Origin of the sequence: Sphaerotilus mobilis, from assembly GCF_004216565.1 — a bacterium.
In the GTDB taxonomy this organism is placed as follows: Bacteria; Pseudomonadota; Gammaproteobacteria; order Burkholderiales; family Burkholderiaceae_C; genus Sphaerotilus; species Sphaerotilus mobilis.
Genome location: NZ_SGWV01000008.1, coordinates 645,706 through 668,407 on the forward strand (window position 1 = coordinate 645,706; position 22,702 = coordinate 668,407).

Annotated in this window: 19 protein-coding genes and 1 tRNA gene; 5 read left to right on the forward strand and 15 right to left on the reverse strand. The window is 68.8% G+C overall.

The window, feature by feature from the left end:
* Positions 1-37: 37 nt before the first annotated feature.
* The 4 genes from EV685_RS08165 to EV685_RS08180 form a co-directional block, all read right to left on the reverse strand.
* Positions 38-1,297, reverse strand: a complete 1,260-nt coding sequence (locus EV685_RS08165) for a TRAP transporter large permease (RefSeq protein WP_130481491.1) — start codon at positions 1,295-1,297, stop codon at positions 38-40.
* Positions 1,298-1,379: 82 nt separating this feature from the next.
* On the reverse strand, positions 1,380-1,916 hold the full coding sequence (locus EV685_RS08170) for a TRAP transporter small permease (protein ID WP_130481492.1): 537 nt from the start codon (positions 1,914-1,916) through the stop codon (positions 1,380-1,382).
* A gap of 7 nt (positions 1,917-1,923) precedes the next feature.
* On the reverse strand, positions 1,924-2,919 hold the full coding sequence (locus tag EV685_RS08175; RefSeq protein WP_130481493.1) for a TRAP transporter substrate-binding protein: 996 nt from the start codon (positions 2,917-2,919) through the stop codon (positions 1,924-1,926).
* 73 nt (positions 2,920-2,992) lie between these two features.
* Complete coding sequence (locus EV685_RS08180; protein ID WP_130481494.1) at positions 2,993-3,742, reverse strand: SDR family NAD(P)-dependent oxidoreductase; 750 nt, start codon at positions 3,740-3,742, stop codon at positions 2,993-2,995.
* Positions 3,743-3,863: 121 nt separating this feature from the next.
* Between EV685_RS08180 and EV685_RS08185 the strand changes: the two genes are divergently transcribed.
* Positions 3,864-4,757 carry a LysR substrate-binding domain-containing protein gene (locus EV685_RS08185; RefSeq protein WP_130481495.1) on the forward strand — a complete coding sequence of 298 codons (894 nt, stop codon included), beginning with the start codon at positions 3,864-3,866 and terminating at the stop codon, positions 4,755-4,757.
* Between the two features lie 83 nt (positions 4,758-4,840).
* On the opposite strand, the gene EV685_RS08190 is transcribed toward EV685_RS08185, so the two are convergent.
* The 3 genes from EV685_RS08190 to EV685_RS20590 all read right to left on the reverse strand — a co-directional run bounded on the left by EV685_RS08190 (position 4,841) and on the right by EV685_RS20590 (position 7,298).
* Entirely contained in the window at positions 4,841-6,001 is a 1,161-nt protein-coding gene (locus EV685_RS08190) for a hypothetical protein (RefSeq protein ID WP_130481496.1), read from the reverse strand.
* Positions 6,002-6,087: 86 nt separating this feature from the next.
* Positions 6,088-7,092, reverse strand: a complete 1,005-nt coding sequence (locus EV685_RS08195; protein ID WP_130481497.1) for a Bug family tripartite tricarboxylate transporter substrate binding protein — start codon at positions 7,090-7,092, stop codon at positions 6,088-6,090.
* The gene (locus EV685_RS20590; protein ID WP_165396744.1) at positions 7,089-7,298 is read right to left on the reverse strand and encodes a hypothetical protein; all 210 of its coding nucleotides are present in this window, start codon (positions 7,296-7,298) and stop codon (positions 7,089-7,091) included. Before EV685_RS20590 ends, EV685_RS08195 begins: the two co-directional genes overlap by 4 nt.
* Here EV685_RS20590 and EV685_RS08200 point away from each other — a divergent pair.
* Complete coding sequence (locus tag EV685_RS08200) at positions 7,288-8,226, forward strand: AEC family transporter (protein ID WP_165396745.1); 939 nt, start codon at positions 7,288-7,290, stop codon at positions 8,224-8,226. The genes EV685_RS20590 and EV685_RS08200 overlap by 11 nt on opposite strands.
* A gap of 43 nt (positions 8,227-8,269) precedes the next feature.
* Here the strand turns inward: EV685_RS08200 and EV685_RS08205 are convergent, their stop codons facing one another.
* Complete coding sequence (locus EV685_RS08205) at positions 8,270-10,246, reverse strand: sensor domain-containing diguanylate cyclase (protein ID WP_130481499.1); 1,977 nt, start codon at positions 10,244-10,246, stop codon at positions 8,270-8,272.
* 60 nt (positions 10,247-10,306) lie between these two features.
* A tRNA-Arg gene (locus EV685_RS08210) sits at positions 10,307-10,383 on the reverse strand.
* Positions 10,384-11,026: 643 nt separating this feature from the next.
* Between EV685_RS08210 and EV685_RS08215 the strand changes: the two genes are divergently transcribed.
* From EV685_RS08215 to EV685_RS08225, 3 genes are all read left to right on the forward strand, one after another.
* Positions 11,027-12,385, forward strand: a complete 1,359-nt coding sequence (locus EV685_RS08215) for a hypothetical protein (RefSeq protein WP_130481500.1) — start codon at positions 11,027-11,029, stop codon at positions 12,383-12,385.
* 17 nt (positions 12,386-12,402) lie between these two features.
* Complete coding sequence (locus EV685_RS08220) at positions 12,403-15,339, forward strand: fibronectin type III domain-containing protein (RefSeq protein WP_130481501.1); 2,937 nt, start codon at positions 12,403-12,405, stop codon at positions 15,337-15,339.
* 344 nt (positions 15,340-15,683) lie between these two features.
* Entirely contained in the window at positions 15,684-16,976 is a 1,293-nt protein-coding gene (locus EV685_RS08225) for a purine-cytosine permease family protein (RefSeq protein ID WP_207224783.1), read from the forward strand.
* Positions 16,977-17,027: 51 nt separating this feature from the next.
* Here the strand turns inward: EV685_RS08225 and thiD are convergent, their stop codons facing one another.
* The 6 genes from thiD to EV685_RS08255 all read right to left on the reverse strand — a co-directional run bounded on the left by thiD (position 17,028) and on the right by EV685_RS08255 (position 22,686).
* Positions 17,028-17,891 carry a bifunctional hydroxymethylpyrimidine kinase/phosphomethylpyrimidine kinase gene (thiD, locus tag EV685_RS08230; protein WP_130481503.1) on the reverse strand — a complete coding sequence of 288 codons (864 nt, stop codon included), beginning with the start codon at positions 17,889-17,891 and terminating at the stop codon, positions 17,028-17,030.
* Positions 17,888-18,553 (reverse strand): thiamine phosphate synthase, encoded by a 666-nt coding sequence (thiE, locus tag EV685_RS08235; RefSeq protein ID WP_130481504.1) that lies wholly within the window; start codon positions 18,551-18,553, stop codon positions 17,888-17,890. The genes thiD and thiE overlap by 4 nt, the downstream gene beginning before the upstream one ends.
* Entirely contained in the window at positions 18,550-19,404 is an 855-nt protein-coding gene (gene thiM, locus EV685_RS08240) for a hydroxyethylthiazole kinase (RefSeq protein ID WP_130481505.1), read from the reverse strand. The genes thiE and thiM overlap by 4 nt, the downstream gene beginning before the upstream one ends.
* A gap of 226 nt (positions 19,405-19,630) precedes the next feature.
* Positions 19,631-19,948: a TIGR02450 family Trp-rich protein gene (locus tag EV685_RS08245; protein ID WP_338054438.1), complete on the reverse strand. Its 318-nt coding sequence runs from the start codon at positions 19,946-19,948 to the stop codon at positions 19,631-19,633.
* A complete protein-coding gene (locus EV685_RS08250; protein ID WP_130481506.1) occupies positions 19,945-20,793 on the reverse strand; it encodes a PA4780 family RIO1-like protein kinase in 849 nt (282 codons plus the stop codon). Before EV685_RS08250 ends, EV685_RS08245 begins: the two co-directional genes overlap by 4 nt.
* Positions 20,794-20,826: 33 nt before the next feature.
* Positions 20,827-22,686 (reverse strand): putative bifunctional diguanylate cyclase/phosphodiesterase, encoded by a 1,860-nt coding sequence (locus EV685_RS08255; protein ID WP_130481507.1) that lies wholly within the window; start codon positions 22,684-22,686, stop codon positions 20,827-20,829.
* Between the last annotated feature and the right edge of the window lie 16 nt (positions 22,687-22,702).

The following is a 22,702-nucleotide window of genomic DNA, read 5'->3' on the forward strand; positions in this document are numbered from 1 at the left end:
GTGGGTAGGCCCGGACCGGCCGGGCCAGCGAAGGGGCTCAGCGCAGGATGCTGGCCGGCACGTAGGACACCAGCGCCAGCACGCCGAAGGCGACCAGGTAGAAGGGCCCGAGCTCGCGCACGGTCTGGCCCACCTTGACCTTGGCCAGCGCGCTGGTGATGAACAGCGTCGTGCCCACCGGCGGCGTGTACAGGCCGATGGCAAGGTTCACGACCATCATGATTCCGAGCTGGGTCATGTCCATGCCGATGCTCTGGGCCAGCGGCACGAACACCGGGGTCAGCAGCAGCACGGCAGCCGGCAGGTCGATGAACATGCCCAGGAAGAGCATCAGCAGGTTCATCAGGAAGATCACCAGCCAGCGGGCATGCACATGCTCCTGCACCCACTGCGCGACACCCTGCGGCATCTGGTCGAAGGTCAGCAGCCAACCGATGGCTGCGGACGCCATGATCACCAGCAGCACCACCCCGGTGGCCAGACCGGCATGCACGATGGCGTCGTTCAAGCGGCGCCAGCCGAGGTCGCGGTAGATGACCGCCGAGACCAGACCGGCATAGAGCGTCGACAGCACCGCCACCTCGGTCGGCGTGGCGATGCCAAAGCGCAGGAAGACGATGATCAGCACCGGCAGCACCACCGCCGGCGAGGCATAGGCCAGGTGGCGCCAGAAGGCCGGCGCGTCGAACGGTGCCGTCTCGCGCGGCAGGTTGCGGCGCTTGCCGACCCACCAGCAGGCCGCCATGAAGCCGCCGCACATCAGCAGGCCCGGCAGCACGCCGGCCACGAACAGCGCGGCGATCGAGGCGCCGGAGGTCAGCGCAAACAAGATCATCGGGATCGACGGCGGGATCAGGATGTCGATGGTGGCCGCCGCCGCCAGCGTCGCCGCAGAGAACGCGGCCGGATAGCCCAGCCGCTTGTGCCACGGGATCAGCAGCGAGCCGATCGCCGAGGCGTCGGCCACGGCCGAGCCGGAGACGCCGCCGAACAGCGTCGACGACAACACGCCGACCTGGGCCGGACCGCCGTGGAAGCGGCCGATCAGCGCCGACAGCACGCCCACCAGTGCCTCGCCGAGCCGGCCGCCCATCATCAGCGTGCCGGTCAGCATGAAGAACGGTATGGCGATCAGCGGAAAACTCTGCACCTGGGCCACCATCTGCTGCACCAGCAGATCCAGCGGCACACGCTCGGAGCTGGCTGCAGCGGCCATCGCGGCCACCAGCAGCGCATGGGCGATCGGCATCGCCGCCGTGGCGGCGGCCATGAAGACCAGCAGGATCAGGGCACTCATCGGGGGGTCCTTCGAACCAGGGGCATCACGTCGACCCGGTCATGCCGGGCCCTACGACCTTCGGACTACCTTCGGACGACCTTCACCAGTGCGCCACGGGCACCGGCGGCGCGCCGTCTTCACCCTGCGGCGCCTCGACCGGCGGGAGCCGCCAGACGCGCCAGGCCGATTGCGCCGCCAACAGCGCCAGCAACGCCATGCCGACCATCACGCAGGCATAGGTGACCGAGCCGGGCACGCCCAGGATCGGCGACTTCTCGTCGTGGACCAGTTCCAGCATGCGCCATGTCGCCACCGTCAGGGTGCCGTAGAGGCCGGCCACCATCGCCCAGCTGCCACACGCGACGATGCGCCGCGCGGCAGGCGGCAAGGCGTCCATCAGGAAGGTGGTGGCGATGTGCGCGCCCTGCTGGGCGGCCAGCACCACGCCGGCCATCACCAGCCAGGGGAACAGCAGCTCGGGGACCTCGTTGCCCCATTGCAGGCTGCCGCCGCCGGCATAACGCAGCACGGTGTTGCCCACCAGGATCACGAAGATCACGGCGGTGGACAACCACAGCACCAGGCGGCAGAAGCCGCCGATGGCACGTTCGATCCAGCCGGGCTGGGCAGCTTGCATGTCGGGCTCACTGGCCGCGCGCGGCGGCGATGACCTTCTTGACGAAGGGTCCGATCGGGCTGGCCATCCACTTGTCGTCGACCGCGCCGGTGCCCTTCTCGAAGGCGGCCTTGTCGACCGTGTCGACGCGGATGCCCTTGGCCTTCAGGTCGGCGATCAGCTTGTCGTCGGACTCCTGCGACAGCCGGCGCTGCAGCGCGGTGGCTTCAGCGGCCGCCTCCTGCACCGCCTTGCGGTCGGCCTCGGACAGGCGGTCCCAGGTGCGCTTGCTCATCAGGAAGGGCGTCATCTCGTACTTGTGGCCGGTCAGCGAGATGAACTTCTGGACCTCGTAGAGCTTGCTGGCGTGGATGTTCATCAGCGGGTTCTCCTGCCCGTCGACCACGCCCTGCTGCAGCGCCACGTAAAGCTCGGCGAACTTGATCTGCTGCGCCTCGGCGCCGAGCGACTGCATGATGTCCACGGTCACCGCATCGGGCGGCGTGCGCATCTTCAGGCCCTTCAGGTCCTCGGGCTTGAGCAGCGGCTTGCGGCTGTTGCTCATGTGGCGGATGCCGTTGTCCCAGTAGCCCAGCACGACCATGCCCTTCTCGGCGCTGCGCTCGGCCAGTTCCTTGCCCAGCGGGCCGTCGAGCACCTTCCAGGCCTGCGGCAGGCTGCTGAACAGGAAGGGCATGCCGAAGGCGGCGTATTCCGGCACCGCGTTGGCAAGCGCGCCTTGCGAGTTGGCGCTCATGTCGATCGCGCCGGTGCGCAGGGCGGTCACCATGGCGGCGTCGTCGCCGAGCTGGGCGGACGGGGCCACCTGCACCTCGATGCGACCGGCCGTCTTGGACTTGAGCACCTCGGCGAACTTGACCGAGGCCTCATGGCGCGGGTTGCCCGGCGCCGCGCCATGGCCCAGCGTGAGCTTGGTGGCCTGGGCCTGCGAGGCCAGCGGCATCAGCGTGCAGACCGCGGCGGCGGCGGCGATCAACGTGCGGAAGAAGGTCTTGCGTTGCATGGTTCTTGTCTCCTGTGGGGCGGTGCGTCGGCGGAACGTGGGCGTCGTGAAGGTCGTCGACCTCTGGGGCGGGTCAGTGAATCAGCATCCCGCCGTTGACGTCGAGCGTCACGCCGGTGAGGTACTTGGCCAGGTCGCTGGCGAGGAAGACGACGCAGCCGGCCACGTCGTCGGGCTCGCCGATGCGGTTCAGCGGGATGCCTTCGAGGATGCCCTTCATGCGGTCAGCCGGGATCAGGCCCTTGTTGATGTCGGTGGCGATCAGGCCCGGCGTGACGCAGTTGATGCGCACGTTGTCGTTGCCGTATTCGCGCGCCATCGCCCGCGCCAGGCCCAGCACGCCGGCCTTGGCGGCCGAGTAGTGCGGACCACCCAGGATGCCCCCGCCGCGCTGCGCACTGACCGAGGAGATGCAGACGATCGCGCCGGCGCGCTGCTCGCGCATCGCCGGCAGCACCGCCTGCGACATGAACAGCGTGCCGCGCAGGCTGACGTCGAGGACCGCGTCGTAGTCGGCCGAGGTGATGTCCAGGGTCTTGCGCGGCTGGGTGATGCCGGCGTTGTTGACCAGGATGTCGATGCGACCCAGCGCCTGCAGGACCTGCGCGGCGGCCTGATCGCAGGAGGCCTTGTCGGTCACGTCGGCGACCAGGCCGAGATGACCCTCGCCCAGCGCGGCAGCGGCGGCAGCCGGCTCGGCCCGCGCCAGATCCAGGATCACCACGCGGGCGCCCTGGCTGGCCATCATCCGGGCGGTGGCGTAGCCCAATCCGTTCAGCCCGGCTCCGCCGGTGATGACCGCAACCTTGTCCTTGAGCAGCATGTGACGAACTCCTGTGCGTCGGGGTGGAATGCCTGCATCTTCGGAAACCGTGAGGCTGACGACAAGCGATTGTTCTTCAGCCTAAGATGACGAATCGTCACTCAACCGCCGGGTTGCCACCATGTCGGTTCTCCCCCCCATCACCAACCTGCAGGCCTTCGAGGCCGTGGCCCGAAGGCGCAGCTTTGCGCTGGCCGCAGCCGAGCTGCACCTGACCGCCTCGGCCATCAGCCACCAGGTCGCGCGGCTGGAAGCTCACCTGGGCGTGCGCCTGCTCGAACGCAGCGCCCATGGCGTGCGGCTGAGCACCGTGGGCGAGCACTACCTCGCACGCGTCTCGGGCGCGCTGGCCGCCATCGGATCGGCCTCCGACGACGTCCGTCAGGGCGTTGCCAACAGCCTCTACGTGCACAGCTCGCCCAGCCTGGCCTCGCTCTGGCTGATGCCACGCCTGCCGGCCTTCGCGCAGGCCTACCCGGACGTGGCGCTGAACCTGTCGGCGGCCCATATCCACAGCGACTTCGCGCTCGGTTCGGCCGACCTGGACATCCGCTACGGCGTGCCACGCTGGCCGGATCTGGTGGTCGAGCCGCTGTTCGAGGAGCCCATCCTGCCGCTGGCCAGCCCGGCCTTCGTGGCCGCGCACGGCCTGGCGCAGGTCGAGCAGTTGCGCGAGGCGCCGCTGATCCAGAGCAATGTCAACGTCGTGCAGTGGACCGACTGGTTCGCGGCCTATGCCGACCAGCGCCCGCCCGAACGCTACGCGCTGCGCTTTGACCGGGCGCAGATGGCCATGGAAGCGGCCATCCTCGGCCTGGGCATCGCGTTGGAAAGCGCGGTGCTGGCGCGCCGCCACATCGACGACGGCAAGCTGATCCCCATCTTCGGCCTCGACCGCGCGATCCGCGTCAAGGCCCACTTCGCGGTCTACCCCGCCCGCCACGCCAAGCGCCGTCCGGTGGAGGACTTCCTGGCCTGGATCCACGCCGAGGGGGCGCGGGCGGGTCAGCGCTGAAGCGGGTTCAGAGGCTCAAAAAGCGGCGAGCAAGCGGCCAGCAAACGCGGGCGAGCCCCCCCCGGTCGGGCACAACCAGCGTGCTATTTCGAAGCAGGTGCGAGATCGTCGAGAAACCGGATCGTCGTGCGGGTCTGCGACTTCTCACGCACGGTTCCAGCGTAGAAGCGGATGTCGATCAGCCAGGTCCTGCCGGACGACAGTTCGATGCGCTGGAGCACCGTGGACTCCTCGACGGCCACCTTGCTCAAGTCCGGCTTCTGGTGAGCCGGACGTGGCTCGCCACCCCGCGCACGGAGGAGGTCGTCCCGGTCAAGCACCGTCGCGTAGCGGATCTCCGCGCAATCGGCCTGCTCGGAATATCGGGACAGAACGGAACTCCGATGGGCGCGGATCGTCTGGCTGCCTCCAGGACCCGGCCAAGCGATCTGGTCCTGCGTGAGGATCTCGGTCGATCGGTGGAACGACAGGTGGTGCGGGCGAAGGATCGCCGAGATCAGGAGGGTCGACGCTTCGATGTTCGGGTCACGCTCGATCACCTGACGGGACAAGGCTTTGCGCAGCCGTTCCTGCTCCGCCTCGGAAAACAAGGCCCCTTTGCGAACGAGGGCGAGCAGTTGATCGACCCGCACACGGGTGGCGGCCCGGATGTCCTCCGCGTTCTCGAGAGCGACCTCTCCGGTGTCGGTCCTGACCTGGAAGTGAACGGTCAGCGATGGCTGTTCCAACTGGCGCAAGAGATTCAGCAGCAGCCTGTCATCGATGGAAAGTGTCTTGCGGGATGGTTCCGGAGCGTGGATCTCGGCCGCGCCCAGTGTGAGGCGCCAGTCAGCGATCTCCGGTGTGTTCGACAGGGGCAGCGTCGCCAGCCTCGTGCGGTCGATCTCCAGGACGGCCCTGCGCAGGAGCGTGAACGACTCCCATGCGCCGCTCGCTGGATCAACAGGCAGGCGGGTCTCGATCGACAGCGCTTGACGCACCCCTTGCGCGTAGCCCTTGCCGGGTGTCCATGGCACGGGGTCGAACACCCGCGGGCATTCCGTCCAGTCTTCGTCCGCTTCAAGGGCCGCGAGCGCCAGCCTCGGGTTGGCTGCCTGATGCGCATCCAAGGACGGATCCGGGCTCTCGCGCACCCCGTTGGCCAAGACGGCATGGGCGTGTGGGACGGACAGCGCGGCGACCAGCAGAAAACCCACGCAACGGGTCGCGCCTCGGCGCCTCAGGAAGACGGGATCGGGCTTCATGACGAACGACCTCCAGGCATGCGCCTGCATCAGACGCTCACGATGGACAAGAGGAGACGCCGCGTCTGAGGCGACGGCCGCCGCGCTCACTCCGCCTCGATCTTGGCGGCCTTCACCACCTCGCCCCAGTGCCGGATCTCGCGGGCCAGCAAGGCCGCCTGTTCGGCCGGCGTGCTGGCCTGGGCCTTCACGCCGAGGTCGCGCAGCTTGTCGCGCACGGCCGGTTGTGACAAGGCCTCCTGGGCGGCGCGGCGGATGCGTTCGATCACGGCGGGCGGCGTGCCGGCTGGCGCGGCCAGTGCGTTCCAGCTGTCGACCGTGTAGTGGGCGATGCCCTGTTCGACCACCGTGGGCACCTCGGGCAGCAGACTGAAGCGCTGGGGGCCGGTGACGGCCAGGGCGCGGATCGTCCGGGCGCTGATCTGCGGCAGCAGCGGACTCAGGATCTCGAAGGCCAGGTCGATCTCGCCGGTGCGCAGGGCGTTGATGACGGCCGGCGAGCCCTTGTAGGGCACCACCACAGCATCGATGCCGGCTCGCGACTTGAACAGCTCGGCGCTGAGGTGCTGGGTGCTGCCCACCGCGATCGTGCCGATGGTGAGCTTGCCCGGATTGGCGCGGGCATGCGCCAACACGTCTTGCAGCGTCTTGAAGCGCGAGTCCTGGGCCACCGCCAGACCCAGTTCAAAGGTGCCGAGCGTGCTGATCGGCGCGAGGTCCTTGACCACGTCGAACGGCAGTTTCTTCACCAGGTGCACGCTCACCGCCGTGGCATTGCTCATCATCAGCAGGGTGTGACCGTCGGCTGGCGCCGACAGCACAGCCTGCGTGGCCACGATGCCGCCCGCACCGGGCTTGTTGTCGATGACGACCGACTGTCCCAACGACGCCGCCATGGCCTGCCCGACCGTGCGCGCGGTGATGTCGGCGACACCCCCGGGGCCGAAGGGCACCACCAGCGTGATGGGTCGCTGCGGGAAGACGGCCTGGGCGGCGCCCGCCAAGGGCATGGCCCAGAGGCCGATGGCGCCCAGGGCGGGCACGGCGCCCAGAAGCTGGCGGCGGCGCGGGTCGGGACGGGGGCGGGTCATCGGCGATCTCCAGGCGGTGCGACAGCCGCGATTCTGTTCGACGACCGTGCGCCGTTGATCGTTGATCGTTGATCGTTGATCGTCACCCCGACGCTGGCGCGGCCGAGATCACGCCGCGTCAGAGGGCGCGGCTGTGCGACGTCGTCGCGCACCGCCGCCAGCCCACCCTGAAAACCCCATGGGATCATGGTGACCATGTTCGACATCGCGCTCACCACCCTCCCCTTCTTCGCGCTCGTCCTGTGCGGCTGGATCGCGGCACGCACGCGCCGGCTGCCCGCGAATTCGGTGGCATCCCTCAACGGCTACGTGCTCTGGTTCGCGCTGCCGGCGATGCTGTTCCGCTTCGTGGCTCGCACGCCGGTCGACACGGTCGTGGACCTGCGCATCGCCCTGGGCTACGCCGCCTGCGGACTGGCCGCCTACGCGCTGGCCGCGCTGCTGCTGCGGCTGCGTGCCGGTGGCACATGGATCGACACCGCCTACGGGGCCCTCGCGGCCGCCTGGCCGAACTGGGGCTACATGGGTTTCGGGCTGATGCCCGCGCTGTTCGGCGAGCGGGCGCTCGCCACCATGATCGCCGCCGGCATCATGGACCTGCTGGTGCTGATGCCGCTGGCCTTGCTGGTGGCCTCACGCCAGCACGCCGCCGGCGGCGCCGGAGCGCTGGCCGCCGGACTGAAGGCCGTTGCCCACAATCCGCTGTTCATCGCCATCCTCAGCGGCCTGGCCCTGTCCCTGCTGCACGTGAGGATCCCCGGGGCGATCGACGAGTTCCTGCGGTTGCTCGCCTCATCGGCCGGACCGGTCGCCCTGTTTGCCATCGGCGTGTTCGTCTACCGACCGGGCCCCCTGCGCGCCGATGCCGCCAGCGCCTGGCTGATCGCGGTCAAGCTGCTGGTCCACCCGCTGCTGATGTGGCTGGTCGGCGCCTGGGTCCTGCAACTCGATCACGACACGCTGGCCGTGGTCACCGTCACCGCCGCCCTGCCAGCGGCCGGCACCGCCTTCATCTTCGTCGAGCGACACGGCGGCAACGTCGACCGGGTGGCCAGCGCCATCCTGCTGTCGACCGCCCTGTCGTTCGTGACCATCACCGGCCTGACGGCCTGGCTGCGCACCGGCGGCGCTTGAGGGCCGGTCCGGGCGCGTCCGACGCCCCGCGACAGCCGTTCGCTCAGCCGACGATGTCCGCCGGCTCAAAGACCATCACCCGGTTGCGCCCTGCCCGCTTGGCCGCGTAGAGGGCCTGGTCGGCACGGGAGAGGATCGTCGCCACCACGTCGTCGGCCGTTTCGCGCGAGGCCACGCCGATCGACACCGTGCAGGGCACCATCAGGCCGGACGGCAAGGTCACCGCCTGCGTGGCGATCGACGCCCGCAGTCGTTCGGCGACGTCGACGGCTTCGGTCTGCCAGGTCTCCGGCAACAGGACCGCAAATTCCTCGCCACCCAGCCGCGCCAGCAGGTCGATGTCACGCAGCTGGGCCCGGCACGCTTGAGCGACGCCCTGCAGCACCTGATCGCCCACCGCATGGCCGTGGAGGTCGTTGACCTGCTTGAAGCGGTCGACGTCCAGCATCAGCACCGCCAGCGGCCGGTCCAGGCGGCGCGCGCGTTGCAGCTCATGCAGGGCACGCTCCTCGAAGTCGCGCCGGTTGCCGAGCCCGGTCAACGGGTCGGTGCGGGCCAGCTGTTCGAGCTGGGCCTCCAGGCGCTTGCGCTCGGACAGGTCGAACACCGTCGAACGCGTGGCCACCATGTTGCCCTCGGCGTCGTAGATGGCCGAGCCGCTGACCGCCACCGGCAGCAGGCTGCCGTTCTGGCACACCAGCTCGAACTCAAGGTTGTCGACGTGGCCCTTGACGAGGAAGACCGGGAAGGCCGCGGCGAAGCGGGCCCGGCTCGCGTCGGTCAGCAGGTCGGTGTAGGGGTGACCGACCAGTTCTTCCAGGCGGTAGCCCAGCCAGCGCAGCTGGGTCTCGTTCATGCGCAGCACATGGCCTTGTCGGTCGAGCGAGTGGTAGCCGCAGGGCGCACGTTCGTACAGGTCGAAGACCTGCTCGCGCTGCTCGATCGCATCGGCCTTCTCGGTCAGGGCCTGACGGGTGCGGTGGCGGGTGTGCTCGATGCCGTCGAGCACCGTCTCGAACTCCTGGATGCGCAAGCCCTCTTTGGGACGGGACACGGCAACGTCGGTGGTCGCAAACGCGACCAGCAGCCGGACCTGCCGGATCAAGAAGTTCGAATGGCGGTGCGCCAAGGCCATGGCCAGCGCCAGCCACACGGCGGCCAGCAAGGCGATGTGGCGGATCGACGCGGCCAGCGGCGCGTTCAGAACCGTGTCGGCCACGCCGACGCCGAGGTACCAGTTGCCGCCGAAGACCGGCAGAACGACGCTTGTGGATGCGACGCCATCGAGCGTCTGCCCGGCCGACGGCCGACCGTCACCCCGGCGCATCGATTCGAGGAACACCGGTGCGACCGAGCGCCCGACAAACGACTCCGGGTTGAGGGAGCGCGAGATCAGCACGCCCTGGCTGTCGGCGAGTCCGACGACCCAGCCCTCTGGCACCGACTTGGCGGACAGCAGGGCGTCGAAGGTCGCGGTGCGAAGGATGCCGCGCAGCACGTAGCGGGCCTCGCCATCGACGCGCAACGGGACCGAGACGGCCACCACCGGCGTCGGGCAGACGGGCCGGTGGAAGGCGGTCGAGACGTGCGGTCGGCCGGTCTGGAACACCACGTCGACCGATGGCGTGTCGCCAACGGCAAAAGCGCCAGCACCGTAAGGCGCGCCCGAAAAGAACACCAGCCGGCCTTCGCGGTCCACCAGTGTCACCGCCTGCAGTGACCGCTCACGGTCGATGAAGCGCCGGGCATGGGCGTGCAGTTCGCGCCAGTCGCCAGCCTGCGCCGCGCCACTCTCGGCCAGCGCGGCCAGCGACTGGGTCGTGGCCTGCAGCACCCGCTCCACCTCCACGGCCCGGGACCGCGTGCGATCCACCAGGTCGGCCAGGATGGCCTCGCGCGACGACCGCTGGTATTCGAGCACGACGTGGGCCGAGAACACCAGGACCGGCAGCATCGACACCCCGGCCAAATAAAACAGCCAGCGCCGCAGCGCGACACGGTTCCTGGTCAGGAGGTACACGACGGGTCCATGCCTTCCACGCGCACGCGGCGCTCCATGAAGCGGGAGCCGTCGATGTTGTGGCCTGCCCGGAGGGACTCGAACCCCCGACCTGCTGCTTAGAAGGCAGCTGCTCTATCCAGTTGAGCTACGGGCAGCCTGAAGGCAAAACCGGCTGGGTGCCGACGCGCGGCCTGGGGCCGGGTCGGGCCAAAAATTATGGCATGGGGGCTGGCAGCGGCCGGAGCGGCCGGCTGGCGGGGGCCGTGTGACGGGCATCGGCCAAACGTCATTAGCAACTCTTAATGCAGCAGATACAAGCACGAACTTGATGTGCGACTACTGAAAGAGACCTGTATCAAACCGCTCGCAACCCGGCCGGTTCAAACACCCAAACGAGTGGTCGGGCGCATGGGAATCTGGGGCATATCCACCATGGTTTGTGGAGCAAATCCCCAAATAGACGGGTCTCCTTCCCACTGTTTGACCGATTCATGTCCTTGCCCCTTGTTGTCGTCAACATGGGGCAACACGTTGTCGTCGAGCAATTCTTCACAACATTGCATCCCGATGTGTTGTTGTGTTCTGTTCAGGAAGTATGGCTTAGGTCTTGCGACATCTCTAGCGATGCCAGTCCACCGTGGCGTCGGCGGCCTCCCCGAAATGGGTGGCCGGGCTCCTGTAGCCCACGCCGACGCGGCGATGGCTCTGACAGCCGTTTCGACAGGAGAGAGATGTGCCCGGTCTCACGGCCCGGCACTCACCCGCAAACCAACCCTCACGGGGGAAAAGATGAAGATGATGAAGCGTCAAATCCTGGCCCAGGTAGCCTTCCTCGCCACCAGCGTGCTGGTCACGCCTTGGAGCATGGCGTGCTCGGCGAACATGGCCAAGCCGTTCACGGCCGGCCCCATCGTGCAACAACCCGCGACCGGCACCTGGAGCGGACCGTTTTCGGAATGGGTCGTGGACTCGAACGGCGTCGGTCTGCAGATCTGCACCGACAGCGTCACGGCCGACGGCAACCCGCCGCCCTGCTTCTATGACCCGGTCAACCCGGCCAATGCCTACACGTCGGCCCTGAACCGCGGCGGCGAGGCATTCTGGTTCCTGGCCGACAGCGTGTTCGACACCGTCGACGCAGCGGGTGCCCCCGCCCTGCGCGCCGTCATCGTGATGGGCGTCGAATCGGCCTTCCTGAGCGATCCGCCAGCCCCTGGCTTCGAGACCCAGTTCCAGCGCCTGCGCACCCGCATCGACGTCGCCAAGCGTGGCGTTTACCACGTCGAGACGCCGTGGAGCCGCAAGACCTACACGGTCACCACGCTGCTCGACCCGGGCAACGGTCAGAACCGTTCGGAGATCAGCGAGCCGATCGACATCACGTTCGCGCCCGGCAGCAACGCTGGCATGGTCACGCCCTTCCTGATCGCTGACAACCGCGGCAACGTGGACCCGGCGGTCTACATCGGTGACGGCCTGACCCCGACCACCGTGACCGGCAGCCCGTGCGACGCCAACTTCGTGCGCGTCACCGCATTCGCACCGGACGGCATCACCCCGCTGGACATCAACGGTGGCTCGAACATCCTGACCAACACGCAGTTCACGGTGTTCGGCAAGCTCGCACCCCGTGCGGCCGTCCCGATGTCGGTCGACGCGGTGTACTACACCCGTCAGGCTGGCGAGGCCAAGGTCAACACCATGGTCGTCGGCAGCACCAGCACCACGGCGGTCGTCTCGGCCACCATCGATGGTGCCGTGGCCACGCTGAAGCGCGATGGCGCACGTTTCTTCGCATCGACCCCCGTCACCAACGTTCCGGCCACCATCGTGGTGACGGGCATCGACACGGTCGTGCCGTCCGAGCCGAACGTCCAGGCCAACCTGGCCGTCACCGACCTGGTCACGATCAACAGCGCCACGGCCACCTGTTCCGGCACCGGCCTGCAACGCACGTGCACGCTGGCTGTCAATGCCGCGTCGAGCGACGACGGCACTGGCCCCGCTGGCACACCTGGCCTCACGCTGGTGAATGACAACTCCCCCCTGGTCAATGGCAGCGTCACCACCGCGTCGCCGGCCGTTCCCGCGACGGTCACCGTCCGCTCCTCCTTCGGCGGTCAGGCAAGCAAGCCCGTGACCATCGTCAACCAGTGATCCGGAGCCAGAACATCATGAAGCGCAAACTCATCGTCACCCTGGTCGCCACGGCCCTGGAACTCTACGCAGCAGCGGCCACCGCCCAGGTTGGCTCCTGCGAGATCGTCGGCACCTCCAAGTCCGCCAGCAATGCCACGCCCGTCACCTCCGGCCCCATGAACCCGGCCACGGGTTTCCCGGAGTACGTCACCGACTCCACAGGCCTCACGCTGCAACGCTGCCTGGACCCGAATCTTTGCTTCTTTGACCCGGTCAACCCGGACGATCCGCTGTCGCTGCAAATCCAGTCCGGCGGCGAGTCGTTCTGGTGGGCCTCGGACGTCTTCCTGGCTGACCAAGCTGGTCGCGTCGTGTTCCGCCTCGGCATGGCCGCAGAAGCCGCCTTCCTGGGCGAGACGCCCGATGGCAAGCTGATCGACGGCACGCAGTTCCCGTTCCTGCGCCTGCGCTACGTCTTCGACGCGCCGGCCGATGGCACCTACACCCTGACCTACCCGTACGGCACGGAGAAGTTCGATGTCGTCGGCGCCACCGGCAACCGCGACATCTTCGTCACCTACGACCGCGGCCTGACGGCCAACTCCACCACGATCGGTGGCGTGGGCCCCTTCCTGATCGGCGAGGGCTACCCGCAGAACGGCTTCATGGGCAACGGCGGTGACGTCGGCGCCCTGCAGATCCGTGCCAGCGGCGGTCCCTGCTTCGTCGGTCCCGACGGCTTCCACACCGTCACCCTGACGGGCGTGGGAACGGACGGCGTCACCCCGATCGACTTCGGCGGTGGCCAGACCGCGCTGACCACCGACCTGTTCGTGATTCAGGGTCATGTCTACGACGGCCGTGTGCAGACCCCGATCAACGCAACCCGCACCACCTACTCGCGTTCGGCGACGGGCGCTGGTCAGGTCGAGGCCTTCGCCGCATCGACCACCGCAGCGGGCGTGACCGTGATCGACGGTCCGACCGTGCCGCTCGGCGCTGGCCGGATCCCGACCGCTGTCGCACTGGACCACAGCGTCGTCAGCCCCGCCGGTGCCACCGCTGCCATCGGCATCAACTCGACCGCCGTCGGCGTCACCGATGCATCGGCCCTGCCGCCCATCGTGACCGTCACCGCCTCCGACACCGCGTCGGTCTCGGCCACCGGTGCGCAGATGTTCGACCCGACCGCGCTGAACCTTCAGCTGGTCGACTTCGTCGACATCGCCACGGCCGACTTCGACCCCGCCAGCAACACGCTGAGCGTGTCGGCGACGTCTGGCGACAAGCGCGACAACCCGCTGCTGACCGTGCGCGGTCTGGGCGCCATTGACCCGGCCACGTCGCAGTTCACCCTGACGACCGAAGCACCGCCGGCGATCGTGCACGTGGACTCGGCCGCTGGTGGCAGCGCCACGGCCCAGGTGCGTGTGATCGCCGCCGTGGCACCGACCGCGCCGAGCGCGCCGCAGGTGGGCACCGCGACGGCCCGCACCGTGACCCTGACCTGGACCCACGAAGGCAACAACGAGAGCGGTTTCCGCATCTACACGGTCGATGCCGTCGGCGTTCGCACCCAAGTTGGCTCGGCCGGCGTCAACGCGACGTCCGCCACCGTGTCCGGTCTGGCTGTCAGCACGAGCTACACCTTCGTGGTCGAAGCCTTCAACAGCGTCGGCACCGCCAGCTCGGAGACGGTCACGGGCACCACCCTGGCCCTGCCTGCTGCTCCGGCGACCGCGAGCTTCGCGCCTTCGACGACCGCCCAGAACGTTCTGGACGTGATCTGGTCGGCCGTGGCCGACGCCACCGAGTACCAGGTCTACCGCCGCACCGGCGCGACCGGTGCGTTCACCCTCGTGACCACCACGGCCAGCACGAACTACGCTGACCTGGGCCGCGCTGCCAACACGAACTACGCCTACCAGATCGTGGCCCTGCGCAACATCGCCGGCGTCACCGATGCCAGCGCACCGACCCAGACGGCTGCCTTCACCACGGTGACTGCACCGACCTCGCCGACCCTCCGCACCCCGGCCCTCGCGGTGTCGACCGTCAATGGCGTCACGTCGGTCACGGTGAACTGGAATGACCGGGCCACCAACGAGACCGGCTACCAGGTCTATCGCCGCACGGCGGCGACCGGCACCACGCCGGCGGGCAACTTCGTGGCCGTCAGCGGCATCCTGAGCGCCAAGGCCGGTGGCGGAACCACCGCCGCCAACGCGATGAGCTTCACCGACGCTGCGGTGCCGGCAGGCGTGTTCCAGTACCGTGTGGACGTGAGCAACTGGGCGGGCGCGGTGCAATCGCCCGTCTCGGCGTCGGTGTTGGCAGGTCCTCCGGTGCTGAACGCGCCGACCAACCTGACGGCGACGACCGGCACCCGTCCGACCCTGAACTGGGTTGACAACTCGTCGGGCGAGACCGGCTATCGCGTCATCCGCCGTGCCCAGACCGTCGACGCCGCCACCGGCCTCGTCACCGCAGGCGCCGCGACCACGTTCAACATCCCGACGGCCAACCTGACGACCTACCGCGAGACGGTCGCCAACACCCTGCCGACGCAGCAGCTGGTGGGCTACGAAGTGATGGCCATGGACGGGACGACGGTGGGTGCGTCTGCCAGCCGCTACGCCATCACCAGCGCCCTGCCCACCGCCAGCCGCCCGGTGGCGACAGCCAATGGCGCGGGTAGCCTCAGCATCACCTGGCCGGTGACGGGTCAAGCCCACGTCAGTGGCTATGAGCTGCAGCGCTGCGCCGGTGCGACGTGCACGAACTTCGCCAAGGTGCCCGGCACGGTCGTCAACAGCGACGGTACGGTCGACGGCCGCGCCACTGCGGGCTTCATCGACACCGGCCTGACCTCGGGCACGACCTACCGCTACCGTCTGCGCACGGTGGGCGTCAAGGGCTCCAGCCTAGTCGGCGCCTTCAGCCCGATCAGCGTCAACCGCGTCGCGCCCTGATCTGGTCCAGGCCCTAGACCGGCAACGGTCAAGGGCCCTGAAGACCTCCCAGCCGCCCGGCACCCGCCGGGCGGCTTTTTTCATGCGCGCATGACGCTTCGGCTACAGTCGCGCCCTCGTTCTTTGCTGGGGGTGCTGCCCCCGACCTTCGTGGTCGGTGGCGGCTGAGAAAGTCCCTTTGAACCTGATGACACCGCGGTGTCAGGACCCGTCCGGGTCACGAGGTAATCCTCGCGCAGGGAAGCATGGAACAGGGTCAAGATGCCCTGCCCTTGCGGCGCGGCCGGACCCTGTTGCCGCTGACCTGCCATCGCTCAACCAACACTCGCTCACGGGTGAACACGATGGCCGACCAACAAACCGATTCTTCTTCCGCCTCGACCGCCGGCACGCTGCCGCGCGTCTTCTCGCTGCGTGACCACGCGGCCCTCTGGTTCAGCCTCGGCGTGGGCCTGCTGGTGATGCAGGTCGGCGCCTACCTGGTGCCCGCCATGGGCACGCAGGCGGCCTTGCTGGCCATCGTGGTCGGCAGCATCGTCGGTGCCGGTCTGCTGGCCTGGACGGCCCAGATCGCCTGCGAGCGCGGGCTGTCCAGCGCCGGCCTGATGTCGATCACACTGGGCCGCCATTTCGCCCGCCTGCCGGTGGTGCTCAACATCGTGCAGCTGCTGGGCTGGACCGCCTTCGAGCTGGTCGTCATGCGCGACGGCAGTGCGGCGATCGTCAAGCAGCTCAGCGGCTTCGAGGCCGCCTGGGTGCCCTATGCCGCCACGCTGCTGTGGGGCGGCGTGCTACTGGCCCTGGCGCGCGGCTCGATGCTCACGCTGGTGCGCCGCTTCATCGGCCGTTACGGCCTGCCGCTGGTGATCGCCTCGCTGCTGTGGCTGAGCTGGCAGTTCATCGGCGTGGCCCAGACGCAGGGCTTCGAGGCCTTCTGGAACCGCCCGGGCAGCGGCGGCATGAGCACCATCGCGGCGGTCGACCTGGTCATGGCCATGCCCATCTCCTGGCTGCCGCTGGTGGCCGACTACGCCCGCCACGGCACCTCGGGCAGCAGCACGCGGCGCGGCACCTGGCTGGGCTATGCGCTGGCCAACACCTGGTGTTATGGCCTGGGCGTGCTGGTGGTGAGCGTGTCGCAGCCGGGCGCGGACCTGGTGACGACGCTGTTGCTGGCCCAGGGCGGCCTGATCGCGCTGGGCCTGATCCTGATCGACGAGATGGACAACGCCTATGGCGACGTGCACTCCGGCGCCGTCTCGCTGAACTTCCTGTCGCCGCGCCGCAGCCTGGCCGGCTGGGGCATGGTGATGGCGCTGGCCTCGACCGGCGCGGCCATGGTGCTGCCCATGCACGCGCTCGAGCCCTTCTTGCTGATGCTCAGCTCGATCTTCGTGCCGCTGTTCGGCGTGGTGATCTCGCAGCTGACCGGCCGCACCACCGGCCACGACACGGCCATTGCCTGGGGCCCGGCCCTGGTCTGGGTCGCCGGCATCGCGACCTTCCACCTCAGCCCCAAGGTCTTGCCGGAATTTGGCGCAGCCATACCCGCGCTGGTGCTGACCCTGGCGCTGGGCAGCCTGCTGCGTCTGCAGGCGGGAACGGGCAAGTCGGTCGAGCCAGCCGGTCAGGCCTGAGACCGGCGCGCAGACCCGCGCTGGGTCTGCCTGTCAGGCGCGTCAGGCCGGTCAGGCCGGTCGAACCACAACCGTCGCCAGCGGCGCATGGCCATGGTTGAGCGGGCCATGGCCGCCACCGGTGACCACGTCCGCACCGGCGGCGATGGCGGCGAGGATGTACTGGCGCGCCGCCTGCACCGCCTGCGGCAAGGCCAGGCCCAGCGCCAGATGGCAGGCGATCGCGCTGGACAGCGTGCAGCCGGTGCCGTGCACATTGCGGCTGGCGATGCGAGCGCTGCGCAGACGCAGCGGCTGCGCATCATCGGGACCACACAGCAGCAGGTCCTCGACCACGTCACCGGGCAGATGCCCGCCCTTGAGCAGCGCCGCTGGCGCGCCCAGGCCGACCAGCGCGCGGGCGGCGTCTTCCAGCGCGTCGATGCCAGCGATGCGACGGCCCAGCAGGAGTTCGGCCTCGTCCAGATTGGGCGTGATCACCGTGACCAGCGGGAACAGCTCGCGCACCAGCACCTCGACGGTCGCCTCGGCGATCAGGCGGTCGCCGCTGGTCGCCACCATCACCGGGTCCAGCACCACCCGCGTCAGGCCATGTCGGCGGATGGCATCGGCCACCACGCGCACGACGGCCGGGTCATGCAGCATGCCGATCTTGACCGCGTCGACGCCGATGTCCTCGACCACCGCATCGATCTGCGCGGCCAGGATCTCCGGCGGCAGCGCGTGTATCGCGCGCACGCCGCGCGTGTTCTGCGCGGTGATCGCGGTGATCGCCGTCATGCCGTAGCCGCCCAGCGCCGCGATGGTCTTCAGGTCGGCCTGGATGCCCGCGCCGCCCCCGCTGTCGGAGCCGGCGATGCTGAGCACGCGGGCATAACGTTGAAGGGGCGGTTGGGAGGTTGCGCTCGTGTTCATCGGTCTTCTCGTCGATCGGGACGTGAGAGTTGTCGCTGCGCTGCCAGGCATGCGGACAGCGACGCAGCAGCGGTTAGCGGGTCTTCGGCCGCGCAGATCGCGCTGACGACGGCCAGGCCGTCGGCGCCATGGCGCAGCACCTCGGCCGCATTGCCCGCGTGGATGCCGCCGATGGCGATCAGCGGAAGGTCGGTCGCCGCCTTCAGCGCGGCCAGGCCCGCAAGGCCCAGTGCAGGCGCGGCGTCGGCCTTGGTGGCGGTGGCGAAGACGGGACTGGCGCCCAGGTAGTCGACGCCAGCGGGCACGCGGGCCAGCTGCATCGGCGACTCGATCGACAGCCCCACGATGGCGTCCGGCAGCCAACGCCGCACATCGTCGACCGACACGTCACGCTGACCGACATGCACGCCGTCCGCCCCGCACAGCAAGGCGATGTCGAGCCGGTCGTTGATCACCAGCGGCACGCCACGCCCGGCCAGCAAGGCCTTCAGCGCGCGGGCGCGTTCGACGAAGTCGCGGCTGTCTTGCGTCTTCTCGCGCAGCTGAACCATGCCGACGCCACCGCGCACAGCCGCATCAACCACCGCCAGCACGCCACGCGGCCCGCACAGCGCCGCATCGGTCACCAGGCACAGCGCATGGGCCGGACGCCAGCGGCTCATGCCGGCTTGGCCTGCGGACCCAGCACGCGCAGCCGCGCCAGCAGGGTCGCCTCGTCAAGAAGGTGCAAGGCATCGAGCAGTTCGCCCTGCATCCGGCCGACACCGCCACCGGCCGCCTGCGCCCGCTCGGCCGCCCATTCGCCGGCCACACCCATGACCGCCATGGCGGACGCGGTGGCGCGCCAGGCGTCGCCCTGCACGGCCGCGAAGGCGCCGATCATCGCGGTGGCCGAGCAGCCCACGCCGGTGATGCGCGTCATCCACGGATGACCGTTGGCCAGCCGGACCCAGCGCCCGTCGGCATCGACCACATGGTCGATCGCCCCGCTGACACAGACCACCGCCCCGGTGCGCGCCGCGAAGGTCCGCGCCGCCGCGACGGCGTCGTCCGATGAGGCGGCGCTGTCGACACCCCGCGTGGCAGCGGCCAGGCCGGCCACGCTCATGACCTCCGAGCCATTGCCACGCAAGATGCTGGGTGCGTGGGTGTCGATCAGGCTGGCCAGCGCGAGGTTGCGATAAGGCGTGGCACCGGCGCCGACGGGGTCCAGCACGACGGGGATGCCGCGTGCGTGGGCACGGGCCTGGGCGATGCGCATGGACTCGATCCAGGCCGCATCGAGCGTGCCGATGTTGAGCACCAGCGCCTGCGCGATGCTGGCCATGTCGGCCACTTCCTCGTGGGCATGGGCCATCACGGGCGATGCACCCAGCGCCAACAGCACATTGGCATTGAGGTTCATCACCACGAAGTTGGTGATGCTGTGGACCAGCGGCCCGCGCGCGCGCACGGCCTGCAGGTCAGCCCAGACATCGGCGGGCGTGAGGGTGGATCTGGCGGCTGCGCCCATCGCGTGCTCCTGACGTGGCAAGTTGTGCTCCAGAACGTGAAAGAGCCCCAGTGACGCATCACTCGGGCTCTCGATGCCGACACGGTGTCGGCAGGTGGGTTCCGGAGGGCGCGATTCTAGGTTCGGAGGTCTGGGCGATGTCGCCGTCCCACACAAGACCACGGGCCGCACAACCGCGTTCTGGTGGACTCGGGCAAGCCCTTTGCCAACCGCGCTGCACAGCGCTTCAGACCCAGCCTTGCCGCCACACCCGGGCGTCCGTCAGGTCGCGCCAGTGCAGTTGCAGCACGCGCCGGGAGTGCACGGCCTCCAGCTCGATCTGTTCGATGCGCACAGCGGGCGGCTCGGCTTGGATCACCCGCACCACGACGAAATGCTTCTCGCGGTTGACCGGCTGCACCGCCGTCCATTTGCTGAGCAGAAGCTTCTTCGGGCTGAGCGGGGTGCGGCGTGCCGGCGTGGCCGTGGCCGTCGTGTCTTCCGGCATGGCGTCTTCCGGCTTGACATCTTCCGGCAAGGCGGTCGGGGGCGGCGTGGTGTTCAAGACGCGGCTCCTCTGCGCAGGTCGCGCTCGGCGGCTTCCAGCCGGGCGTCTTCAATCTCGCGCAGCACAGCGCTCAGGTCCACGGCGCCCGGCCGGGGTTCGTAGCGACCCGTCAGCGGGGTCTCCGGGCTCAGCCGGCCGGCGGCGTAGAGGTCCCAGATCTCCGGGCCGTGGTGCGTGTCGAGCAGCTCTGGCGCGTGCTGGCCGAAGAAGTTGCGCAGGTTGTTCACGTCGCGCATCAACATGCGAGCGGCGTGGTTGTTGCCGGCGGCGTCCACCGCCTGCGGCAGGTCGATGATGACGGGGCCGTCCTGGGCCAGCAGGATGTTGAACTCCGACAGGTCGCCGTGCACGACGCCCGCGCACAGCATGCGCACCACCTCGCGCAGCAGCAGCGCGTGGTGCTCGCGTGCGGCCTCGGGCGTGTAGGGCACATCGTTGAGGCGCGGGGCGGCCAGGCCGTCGGCGTCCGCCACCAGCTCCATCAGCAGCACACCTTCAAAGAAGTGGAAGGGCTGGGGCACGCGCACACCGGCATCAGCCAGACGGTACAGGGCGTCCACCTCGGCACTCTGCCAGGCGGCTTCCTGCTGCTCGCGCCCGTACCGGGTGCCCTTGGCCATGGCACGCGCCTGCCGGCTGTTCTTGACCTTGCGGTTTTCGGTGTAGTCCACCGCCTGCCGAAAGCTGCGGTCGGTGGCGGCCTTGTAGACCTTGGCGGCACGGGTGTCATCGCCACAGCGCACCACGAACACCTCGGCTTCCTTGCCGCTCTTGAGTTGCCGCAGTACGCCATCGATCAGGCCTTCGTCGAGGAGCACTTGCAGGCGGGCCGGTGTTTTCATCGCCGCATTGTCGGCGGTGCCCAGCCCGGTGGTTCAGCCAGGCTGACCCTGCCAGGCCGGATGGGCGCGCCAGACGTCGAGCCAGTCATCCAAGCGATCGACCGGCATCGGCCGGGCGATGCCAAAACCCTGTGCATAGCGGCAGCCCAGGCAGTGCAGTTCGGCTGCGTCGTCCAGGGTTTCGACGCCTTCGGCGGTGACCTCACAGCCAAAAGCCGCGCCCAGCGAGATCACGGCGTTGACCAGGGCGTGGTCGTTGCGGTCGGTGCTCAGGTCGCGCACAAAGGTCTGGTCGATCTTCAGCCCATCGACCGGCAGGTAGCGCAGGAGCGCCAGCGAGGAGTGCCCCGTGCCAAAGTCGTCGAGCGACACCTTGACCCCCAGCTCGCGACAGCGGCTGACGGTGGCGGCCGCCTGATTCAGGTCGGTCACCGTGGCCGATTCGAGGATCTCCAGCTCCAGCAACGCGGGCCGCACACCCGGGTGCGCCGCCAGCAGCGCCGCAAGCCTGTCGGCAAATTCCGGCTGCAGGAGGTGGTCGGGGCTGATGTTGACGCTCGCCACCAGATCAAGTCCCTGCGAGCACCAGCGCTCGATCTGGCCCAGTGTCTGCGTCAGCACCCACTCGCCCAACAGGTGATCCAGCTCGGTGTGTTGCAGATTGGCCAGAAAGGAAAGGGGCGGCAGCAAGCCCTGTTCCGGATGCTGCCAACGCACCAGCGCCTCCACCCCGACCACGCGGCCGTCGCCAAGGTCGATCTTGGGCTGAAAGTGCACGCGGAACTCGCCCTGGACCAGCGCCAGCCTCAGCCGCGCTTGCTGCTCACGGTGCATCTGCGCTCGGCGCGCCAGTTGCACATCAAAGTGCAACACCCGATTCTTGCCCTGCTCCTTGGCCGAATACATGGCCTGATCCGCGTGGCGCATCAAGGTGTCGGCGTCGGCGTCGTCGCCGGGGAACAGGGTCACACCCATGCTGGCGGCCACGCTGAGCGAGTGTTTGCCGAGTTTGATGGGTCGCGCCAGGCTGGCCATCACACGGGCCAATGCGGCATCGCAGTCGTCCGGGTCGGCGAGGTCGAGCAGCAGCACGAACTCGTCTCCGCCGATGCGCGCCAGGGTGTCTTCGGCACGCAGCACGGTGCAGAGGTGACGGGTGACGCCCAACAGGGCCAAATCGCCCATGGCATGGCCGAACCGGTCGTTGATGTCCTTGAAGCCGTCCAGATCGAGGTAGCACACGGCCAGCAGGTGCCCTTGCCGACGGGCACGTGCCATGGCCTGGTTGAGCCGGTCAACAAACCGTCGGCGGTTGGGCAAGCCCGTCAGGTCATCGAAGTGGGCCATGCGGTCCAGCTCGGCCGCATGGGCGGACAGGTGGCTGATGTCCGAGAAGGCCCCGACGCCATGCTGGATCTGGCCCGTCAGGTCGTGCACCACCGCGAGCGAGAGCCTCAGCGTGTGCACTTGGCCATCGGCCTTGATGCCCTGGACCTCACCTTGCCAGTGGCCATGCCATCGCGCGTGTTCGAGGTGTTGGGCGAACTCGCCCTTGTGGATGCCCAGGGCCGACAGACTGCCGGGGGCCTTGCCCAGCACGGCCTCGCGCGCCAGCCCGGTGATGCGAGAAAAGGCGGGGTTGACGTCAACGATCAGGCCGCGGCTGTCGCAGAAGAAGAGCCCGTCGGCCGTGTGCTTGAAGACGGCCGCCGCCAGCTGCAACTCACCCTCGGCGGCGACGAGCGCTTCGTTTTGAAGCTCCAGCTCGATCTGGTGCACATCAAGCTCGTGCAGCAAGGCCATCGCCTCGTCGTTGGCCAGCTTGCGCGGGGGCCGTGCAGCCATCCGGTGCTCGGCCAGGCTGCGCAACGTGGCGGCCCTGAGCGGGTTCATGTCCTGACCTTGAACT

Bases quoted from the DNA above. Each gene is read 5' to 3' on its own strand.
- EV685_RS08165 (WP_130481491.1), bottom strand. From the start codon at position 1,297: ATGAGTGCCCTGATCCTGCTGGTCTTCATGGCCGCCGCCACGGCGGCG.
- EV685_RS08170 (WP_130481492.1), bottom strand. From the start codon at position 1,916: ATGCAAGCTGCCCAGCCCGGCTGGATCGAACGTGCCATCGGCGGCTTC.
- EV685_RS08175 (WP_130481493.1), bottom strand. From the start codon at position 2,919: ATGCAACGCAAGACCTTCTTCCGCACGTTGATCGCCGCCGCCGCCGCG.
- EV685_RS08180 (WP_130481494.1), bottom strand. From the start codon at position 3,742: ATGCTGCTCAAGGACAAGGTTGCGGTCATCACCGGCGGAGCCGGGCTG.
- EV685_RS08185 (WP_130481495.1), top strand. From the start codon at position 3,864: ATGTCGGTTCTCCCCCCCATCACCAACCTGCAGGCCTTCGAGGCCGTG.
- EV685_RS08190 (WP_130481496.1), bottom strand. From the start codon at position 6,001: ATGAAGCCCGATCCCGTCTTCCTGAGGCGCCGAGGCGCGACCCGTTGC.
- EV685_RS08195 (WP_130481497.1), bottom strand. From the start codon at position 7,092: ATGACCCGCCCCCGTCCCGACCCGCGCCGCCGCCAGCTTCTGGGCGCC.
- EV685_RS08200 (WP_165396745.1), top strand. From the start codon at position 7,288: ATGTTCGACATCGCGCTCACCACCCTCCCCTTCTTCGCGCTCGTCCTG.
- EV685_RS20590 (WP_165396744.1), bottom strand. From the start codon at position 7,298: ATGTCGAACATGGTCACCATGATCCCATGGGGTTTTCAGGGTGGGCTG.
- EV685_RS08215 (WP_130481500.1), top strand. From the start codon at position 11,027: ATGAAGCGTCAAATCCTGGCCCAGGTAGCCTTCCTCGCCACCAGCGTG.
- EV685_RS08220 (WP_130481501.1), top strand. From the start codon at position 12,403: ATGAAGCGCAAACTCATCGTCACCCTGGTCGCCACGGCCCTGGAACTC.
- EV685_RS08225 (WP_207224783.1), top strand. From the start codon at position 15,684: ATGGCCGACCAACAAACCGATTCTTCTTCCGCCTCGACCGCCGGCACG.
- thiD (WP_130481503.1), bottom strand. From the start codon at position 17,891: ATGAACACGAGCGCAACCTCCCAACCGCCCCTTCAACGTTATGCCCGC.
- thiE (WP_130481504.1), bottom strand. From the start codon at position 18,553: ATGAGCCGCTGGCGTCCGGCCCATGCGCTGTGCCTGGTGACCGATGCG.
- thiM (WP_130481505.1), bottom strand. From the start codon at position 19,404: ATGGGCGCAGCCGCCAGATCCACCCTCACGCCCGCCGATGTCTGGGCT.
- EV685_RS08250 (WP_130481506.1), bottom strand. From the start codon at position 20,793: ATGAAAACACCGGCCCGCCTGCAAGTGCTCCTCGACGAAGGCCTGATC.
- EV685_RS08255 (WP_130481507.1), bottom strand. From the start codon at position 22,686: ATGAACCCGCTCAGGGCCGCCACGTTGCGCAGCCTGGCCGAGCACCGG.